Origin of the sequence: Laedolimicola sp., assembly GCF_051972735.1 — a bacterium.
In the GTDB taxonomy this organism is placed as follows: domain Bacteria; phylum Bacillota; class Clostridia; order Lachnospirales; family Lachnospiraceae; genus Laedolimicola; species Laedolimicola intestinihominis.
The window spans coordinates 1-7,562 of record NZ_JBOKYU010000069.1; the positions used below are offsets into that span (position 1 = coordinate 1).

Annotated in this window: 5 protein-coding genes, 1 tRNA gene and 1 rRNA gene; 4 read left to right on the plus strand and 3 right to left on the minus strand. The window is 51.1% G+C overall.

Going from position 1 to position 7,562, the window contains the following annotated elements; genetic code table 11:
- A partial coding sequence (locus ACTRC3_RS11175) for a heavy metal translocating P-type ATPase (RefSeq protein ID WP_440323122.1) occupies positions 1-1,751 on the plus strand: 1,751 nt, incomplete at its 5' end.
- A gap of 245 nt (positions 1,752-1,996) precedes the next feature.
- On the opposite strand, the gene ACTRC3_RS11180 is transcribed toward ACTRC3_RS11175, so the two are convergent.
- A complete protein-coding gene (locus tag ACTRC3_RS11180; protein WP_440323123.1) occupies positions 1,997-4,144 on the minus strand; it encodes a Tex family protein in 2,148 nt (715 codons plus the stop codon).
- A gap of 214 nt (positions 4,145-4,358) precedes the next feature.
- Here ACTRC3_RS11180 and ACTRC3_RS11185 point away from each other — a divergent pair, with 214 nt between their 5' ends.
- The 3 genes from ACTRC3_RS11185 to ACTRC3_RS11195 all read left to right on the plus strand — a co-directional run bounded on the left by ACTRC3_RS11185 (position 4,359) and on the right by ACTRC3_RS11195 (position 6,906).
- Positions 4,359-4,781, plus strand: a complete 423-nt coding sequence (locus ACTRC3_RS11185) for a hypothetical protein (protein ID WP_178038503.1) — start codon at positions 4,359-4,361, stop codon at positions 4,779-4,781.
- Positions 4,778-5,527 carry a DUF975 family protein gene (locus ACTRC3_RS11190; RefSeq protein ID WP_440323124.1) on the plus strand — a complete coding sequence of 250 codons (750 nt, stop codon included), beginning with the start codon at positions 4,778-4,780 and terminating at the stop codon, positions 5,525-5,527. Before ACTRC3_RS11185 ends, ACTRC3_RS11190 begins: the two co-directional genes overlap by 4 nt.
- A gap of 227 nt (positions 5,528-5,754) precedes the next feature.
- On the plus strand, positions 5,755-6,906 hold the full coding sequence (locus ACTRC3_RS11195) for an FprA family A-type flavoprotein (protein ID WP_440323125.1): 1,152 nt from the start codon (positions 5,755-5,757) through the stop codon (positions 6,904-6,906).
- A 316-nt stretch (positions 6,907-7,222) separates the two neighbouring features.
- Here the strand turns inward: ACTRC3_RS11195 and ACTRC3_RS11200 are convergent.
- A tRNA-Asn gene (locus ACTRC3_RS11200) sits at positions 7,223-7,294 on the minus strand.
- Positions 7,295-7,433: 139 nt separating this feature from the next.
- Positions 7,434-7,562, minus strand: a 23S ribosomal RNA gene (locus tag ACTRC3_RS11205); the annotation flags it as partial.

Sequence of the window (7,562 nt, forward strand, 5' to 3'; positions counted from 1 at the left end):
TCGTAACCCTGCCCGTATTTGTCATTGGCTACCTGATCCTTGGCGCAGGCGTGCTTCTGACCGCCGCAAAAAATATTTCCCATGGACAGATTTTCGATGAGAATTTCCTGATGAGCCTGGCGACTGTGGCCGCTTTTGCCATCGGCATGTATCCCGAGGCCATGGGCGTTATGCTCTTCTACCGCATCGGCGAGTTCTTCGAGCACAAGGCCGTAGAGCGAAGCCGCGGACAGATCATGGACGCTGTGGATATGCGTCCCGAGGTCGTCAATCTGGTACAGGGCAACGATATTAAAGTCATCCCGGCTGAAAACGCCAAGGTGGGCGATATCCTGCTCATTCGTCCGGGCGACCGGATTCCTCTGGATGGTGAAATCATTGAAGGTGAGAGCCGTCTGGATACCTCACCGATTACCGGCGAGCCCGTTCCGGTGGCTGTAAAAGCCGGCGACGACATCACCTCCGGCTGTGTGAACACCTCCGGTCAGCTGAAGATTCACGTGGAGAAGCCGCTGTCCGAATCTATGGTAACCCGTATTCTGGATTCCGTAGAAAATGCAGCCGCAAGCAAGCCGAAGATCGACCGCTTTATTACCCGGTTCTCCAAGGTTTACACGCCCATCGTCGTAACTTTGGCTCTGGTAACCGCTATCCTGCCGTCTCTGGTGACCGGCAACTGGCATCAATGGATTTATACCGCAATTACGTTCCTGGTTATGAGCTGCCCCTGCGCCCTTGTGCTTAGCGTACCGCTGGCATTCTTCTCCGGTATCGGCGCAGGCTCCAAGAAGGGTATCCTGTTCAAGGGCGGCGTGGCTATGGAAGCCTTAAGCAACCTGGGCGCTGTGGTTATGGATAAGACTGGTACTGTGACCGAGGGTAACTTCAAGCTTCAGAAGGTGGTTGCCACCGGAACTATTTCCGAGGATGAGCTGCTCTGCATCACCGCAAGCTGCGAACAGTTCTCCACGCACCCCATCGCTGTCAGCATCGTAACCGCTGCACAGGAGAAGGGTATCGCTCTCGAGAATCCCGCTTCTCTGGAGGAAATCGCAGGCCACGGTATCTCCGCTTCCCTTGCTGCAGGCAAGGTACTCTGCGGTAATCAGAAGCTGATGGATGAAAATGGGATAACTATGGACGCTGCCATCGACACTGGCTACGGCTCCGAGGTCTTCCTGGCTGTGGACGGCAAGCTGGCCGGATATCTGGTTATTTCCGATACCCTGAAGGCTGACGCGAAATCCGCCATTGCCCGTCTGAAGAAAATGGGTCTTCGCACTGTCATGCTGACCGGCGACGCCCAGGAGAGCGCTGAGGCGGTAGCGAAGATGGCCGGTATCGACGAGGTTCACGCAAAGCTTCTTCCCCAGGATAAGCTGAGTATCATGACCAGGCTCCGAGAGCAGAACGGCAATGTAATGTTCGTGGGCGACGGCATCAACGACGCTCCGGTTCTGGCCGGCGCTGACGTGGGCGCGGCTATGGGAAGCGGCGCAGACGCGGCTATCGAGGCAGCTGACGCGGTATTCATGACCTCCAGTATGGAGTCTGTACCCACCGCCATCTCCATCGCCCGCAGCACCAACCGTATTGCGGTTCAGAACGTGGTTTTCGCTCTGGTTATCAAGATCGCGGTTATGATTCTGGGTCTGGCCGGACACCCGAATATGTGGCTGGCTGTATTCGCCGATACGGGCGTGGCTATGTTGTGCGTGCTGAATTCCATCCGTATTCTTTATAAGAAATAGATTTGATAAAACGGTAGATTTTGAACTGTCGGGAGAAAAATAAAATAGGTTGGAGGATACGCAGATTTTTCTACTCCTCGCAGGCGGCTTTTACACACCCGACCGGCCAACTCGGGCCTACGGCCCTCAAACAGGGACTCCTTCGAGTGCTTGCCTAGCCTGCTCGTCCCTACGAAAAATCAGCTAATATCCTCCAACCTATTTTATTTTTCTCCCGGCAGGGATTTACGTTCTTGTCGGGATATTTATTTTACATCTTTCATCGTCAATCCGATTCGTTTTTTCTGTAAATCTACGCTCAAGACTTTCACATCCACGATATCTCCCACACTCAGCACCTCCAGCGGGTGCTTAATATATCGATCGGTAATCTGTGAGATATGCACCAGACCATCCTGGTGAACGCCGATGTCCACAAATACGCCAAAGTCGATGACATTACGCACGGTTCCTTTCAGTATCATACCCGGCTTCAGATCCTTCATTTCCAATACATCCGTACGGAGAATGGGCTTCGGCATCTCATCGCGGGGATCCCGCCCCGGTTTTTCCAGTTCCTTGACGATATCTCGCAGAGTTAGCTCGCCGATTTCCAGCTTCTCTGCCAGATGCTTATAATCATGAATCTTCCCGGACAGGCCTTTAACGCCGTCCTTCTTCAAATCTTCTGTGGTGTAGCCCATGGTAGTCAGCAGCTTCTCGGCGCTGGCGTAGGACTCTGGGTGTACGCTGGTGGCGTCCAGAGGATTCTTGCCACCTGTGATGCGTAAGAAACCCGCACACTGTTCAAAGGCTTTGGGACCCAGCTTAGCCACCTTCAGAAGCTCTCTGCGGCTGCTAAAGCGACCATTTTCTTCCCGGTAGGCTACAATATTTTTCGCCAGGGTTTTGTTAATACCGGACACATACTCCAGGAGCGGCGCAGAGGCCGTATTCAGGTCTACACCGACTTTATTTACACAGTCCTCGACAACGCCGGACAGGGCCTCTCCCAGCTTCTTCTGGTTCATGTCGTGCTGATACTGACCGACGCCGATGGAGCGGGGATCGATCTTCACCAACTCTGCCAGCGGATCCTGCAAGCGGCGGGCGATGGACGCGGCGCTTCGCTGTCCCACGTCGAAATTGGGAAATTCCTCGGTGGCCAGCTTGCTGGCGGAATAGACGGACGCACCGGCCTCATTTACAATCACATAACGAACTGGCGTGGGCAGCTCTTTGATGAGCTCCACGATGACTTGCTCCGACTCCCGGGACGCGGTTCCGTTGCCCACAGAAATCAGCGTGATACCATATTTCGCAATCAGTTTTTTCAGGATAGCCTTGGCCTCTGCCACCTTGTTCTGGGGCGCCGTCGGGTAAATGACTACCGTATCCAGCACCTTGCCGGTGGCGTCCACCACAGCCAGCTTACAGCCGGTACGGAAGGCCGGATCCCAGCCCAGCACCACCTGTCCCACGATGGGCGGCTGCATCAGAAGCTGCTTCAGATTCTTGCCAAAGACACTGATGGCTCCATCCTCCGCTTTCTCGGTCAGCTCATTTCTTATCTCACGCTCGATGGACGGCGCTATCAGACGGCTATAGCTATCCGCAATCACCGCTTTCAGCACCGGCGTCGTATGCGGATTGACCCGCACAATAACCTTCTTCTCCAGATAGCGTAAAATGCGCTCCTCCGGCGCTTCCACACGGACAGTCAGCACCTTCTCCGCCTCGCCCCGGTTCAGGGCCAGAATCCGGTGTCCGGCCGCCTTTTTCACCGGCTCCTCATAATGGTAATACATCTCGTAGACGGTCTGAGCTTTCTCATCCTTGGCCTCGGACAGAAGCTGACCCTCGTCGAGGGTCGCCTTCCGGATATAAGCCCGGTAGTCTGCCTCATCAGAAATGGCCTCTGCTAGGATATCTCCAGCTCCGGCGATGGCGTCCGCTGTCGTCAGCACGCCCTTTTCCTCGGAAAGATATGCCACCGCCTCTTCCTCCAGTGGCTTTTTCGTCAACTGCAGACGAATCACATCCGCCAGACCGTCCAGACCTTTTTCCTTCGCAATGGTCGCCCGGGTACGCCGCTTGGGCCGGTACGGGCGGTACAGATCGTCCACGGCCACCAGGGTCTCTGCCGCCAGAATCTGCGTCTTCAACTCTTCCGTCAGCTTTCCCTGCTCCTCGATGCTTCCCAGCACCTGATTTTTCTTATCCTCCAGACCGCGAAGGTACGTCAGACGCTCATGCAGATTTCGCAGCACCTCGTCGTTCAACGACCCCGTCGCTTCCTTTCTATATCTGGAAATAAATGGAATTGTATTTCCCTCGTCGATGAGCTTGACCGCGGCCTCTGCCTGCCAGCGTTGAACGCCCAGCTCCTCTGTCAGTTTCCTGATAATATCCATAAGAGTGTTCCTCCTGTCTCTCCTTGACCTTTTCCGGTCACGGCACTGCTCTTATTATACGAAAATCCTCCTTTCCCCGCAAGCCATAACTTGACCGCCTGTATCATTCTCCTGCTTGCGCCTTTTTCATGATTTTTCTTTTTCGGCCCGTATGTAAGATTTATTTGTCTTTCATTATCAGCTATGTTATCATGTTTAATTAGGAGGAATTTTTATGGACTATAATCATACCGAACAACCAAATATGAATTTTCAACAGCCACCTTTTAATCCTTATAGAAAAAAGCCGAACCGGATGGCGAATCTCTCTCTGATTCTCGGCGTTCTGACGCTCCTTTCGGTTATCAGCATTTATTTCATCTATATGGCTCTGCCTCTTGGCTGTATGAGTATCCTGTTCGCCCATCTGTCCAAAGGTGACAGCTACCGGCTTTCCCCAAAAGCTGTAGGCGGCATGACCGTTTCTATCCTTGCTATCCTGATTACTGTGGTAATTCTGGTACTCGGCTTCTATCTGGCCATTCAGCTTTTCGGTCTGGAGACGCTGATGGATCCGGATGCTTTGCAGAAAGCAATTTCCGACCTTTATAATCAGCTGCCCACACAGCTTCCGATGACAGGAGGTGGCTCCTTATGATGAAACCAAAGGAAATCCGCCGCCAGGCCCGTATGACCCTGCAGGGAAATTATTTCTTTGCAGTCAATTTAACCATCAGTCTGACCATATTTACCCTGGCACTGACCATCGTTTTGCAGAGTACCAGTCTTGGAGAATCACCGCTTCCTTTGAATCAGGCGCTGTTCTGGATCCTGAATCTGATTGTCATGCTCCTGAATTCTCTCCTTACAATAGGACTGATCCGCTACCTTTATTCTCTTTGCAGAAAAAAATCCATCGTACAGCCCTGGCCCTTTCTCTATGCTTTCCGTAATCAGCCGGATACTTTTATCCTGACCTATCTGTTCCGCTACGCGGTATCCCTGGTCTGGTTCGCACCTGCGCTGTATTGTTACCTGAAGCTTCCCTTCAGCATCGATATTACAAATATGTCCGCAGAAGTCGTTCAGCTTCTGACTCATATGGCGGCCTATGCGGTTCTCGCCTGCATCCCGGCAGTACTGGTATCCATCCCCTGGTGCCTGACTGAATTTGTGCTGCTGGACGACCCATACTGCTCCGCCAAAGACGCGCTGCAAACCAGCCGCCGCCTAATGCAGGGTCAGTATTTCCGCATTCTGCGTCTGTGGCTGGGCTTCCTGCCTCTGTGCCTGCTGGGTATCGGTTCCATGGGCATCGGTTTTCTGTGGATACGTCCCTATTTCTATGTAAGTATGGGACATGTGTACCTGGAACTACGCAGAGATGAACCGGAAGTATTGTAAAGATATTTTCCTACCTTTTACCAAAATACTTTTCTGAATCATACGTTATGTTCATGAGTGCAGATTTTTTCTTTTATCCAGATTTTTCTGAATCCAGATGAACGAAAAAGCTTCTGCACTCTATTTACTTTCTCTTCATTTCTCCTTTCTTTCGACTTTTCTGTTCTATACACCTTATTTCAAATATGCTATAATTAGCCTATCTTAACTAAAAGGAGCGTATTACAATGGAAATTACCAAAGATATCAGATACGTGGGCGTCAATGACCATGATGTGGATCTCTTCGAGGGTCAGTACGTGGTTCCGAACGGCATGGCCTACAATTCCTATGTCATCCTGGATGAGAAAATCGCCGTTATGGACACCGTAGACGCGCGTTTCGGACAGGAATGGCTGGATCAGATCGGCGCTCTTCTGGGCGACCGCCATCCGGATTACCTAATCGTACAGCACATGGAGCCGGATCATTCCGCCAATATCGCCAAATTTATGGAGCTTTATCAGGATACCACCGTCGTGTCCAGTGCAAAGGCCTTTGCCATGATGAAGCAGTTCTTTGGCACGGATTATGCTGACAGACAGGTTGTCATCAAAGAAGGCGACGCGCTCTGTCTCGGCAAGCACACCCTGGCCTTCGTGGCCGCTCCCATGGTTCACTGGCCAGAGGTTATGGTGACCTATGACGTCTGCGATAAGGTACTGTTCTCCGCCGACGGCTTCGGTAAATTCGGCGCTCTGGATGTGGAAGAGGACTGGTCCTGCGAGGCACGCCGCTACTACATTGGCATCGTCGGCAAATTTGGCGTACAGGTACAGAATCTCCTGAAGAAGGCTGCTACCCTGGATATCCAGACCATCTGCCCCTTGCACGGACCGGTGCTCACGGAAAATCTGGGATATTACCTGAATCTCTATAACACCTGGTCATCCTACCAGTCGGAGGAAGACGGTATCGTCATCGCTTACACCTCTGTCTATGGTCACACGCAGGAAGCTGTCGAGCTGCTGGCTGATAGGCTCCGCACTAAGGGCTGCCCGAACGTTATCGTTCACGATCTGGCTCGTACCGACATGGCGGAAGCCGTAGAAGACGCGTTTCGCTACAGCAAGCTGGTTCTTGCCACCGTCACCTACAACGGCGGCATCTTCCCGTTCATGCGCGATTTTATCGAGCACCTGACCGACCGGAACTACCAGAACCGCACTGTTGCCTTTATGGAAAATGGCTCCTGGGCTCCGACTGCTGCCAAAGGTATGAAAGCTTTACTGGAAAACAGTAAGAAGCTTACCTTTGCAGAAAATACCGTTCGTATTCTGTCTGCCTTAAGCGAAGATAGCCGCGGCCAGATCGAAGCGCTGGCGGATGAACTCTGCTAAGAATGTACCACGAGGTATTGTGTATAATCTCAATATGAAATAAGACCTTCCAGTTTCTATTCTGGGAGGTCTTATTTTATCCTCATATCCTAATTTAAAAAAATATGTTTCCTTATCTATTCAAAATAATTATCTATCATCATATTCTTAATGATTCCCTATTGTCTGAATTACTGCCTGTTTTGATGCAATAAAAAAGAATGTACCTTCCTTCGAAGATTTTTTGTTCTATAAAAAGCCTGACTTTCACGTTTCAATGTAACACGGTATTGTAGACCCAAAAAAACCTGTAAGCAACGCTTACAGGTTTTCTTAGCTCCCCGAGTAGGGCTCGAACCTACGACATTTCGGTTAACAGCCGAACGCTCTACCACTGAGCTATCGAGGAATATTTAATTCAGATACCATAATACCTGATCACCCAACCCTTGTCAAGTGTTCAGGTACTTCCTTGTACCTTCAAAACTATATACTGCATATCTTTTAGACATTTTCTATCCTATGACGCTTCGTGTATCTCTACACTCTTGGTCAAGCCCTCGACCTATTAGTAACAGTCAGCTCCATGCATTACTGCACTTCCACCTCTGCCCTATCTACCTTGTCGTCTTCAAGGGGTCTTACTTCTTTCGAATGGGATATCTCATCTTGAGGGG

Bases quoted from the DNA above. Each gene is read 5' to 3' on its own strand.
- ACTRC3_RS11180 (WP_440323123.1), bottom strand. From the start codon at position 4,144: ATGGATATTATCAGGAAACTGACAGAGGAGCTGGGCGTTCAACGCTGG.
- ACTRC3_RS11185 (WP_178038503.1), top strand. From the start codon at position 4,359: ATGGACTATAATCATACCGAACAACCAAATATGAATTTTCAACAGCCA.
- ACTRC3_RS11190 (WP_440323124.1), top strand. From the start codon at position 4,778: ATGATGAAACCAAAGGAAATCCGCCGCCAGGCCCGTATGACCCTGCAG.
- ACTRC3_RS11195 (WP_440323125.1), top strand. From the start codon at position 5,755: ATGGAAATTACCAAAGATATCAGATACGTGGGCGTCAATGACCATGAT.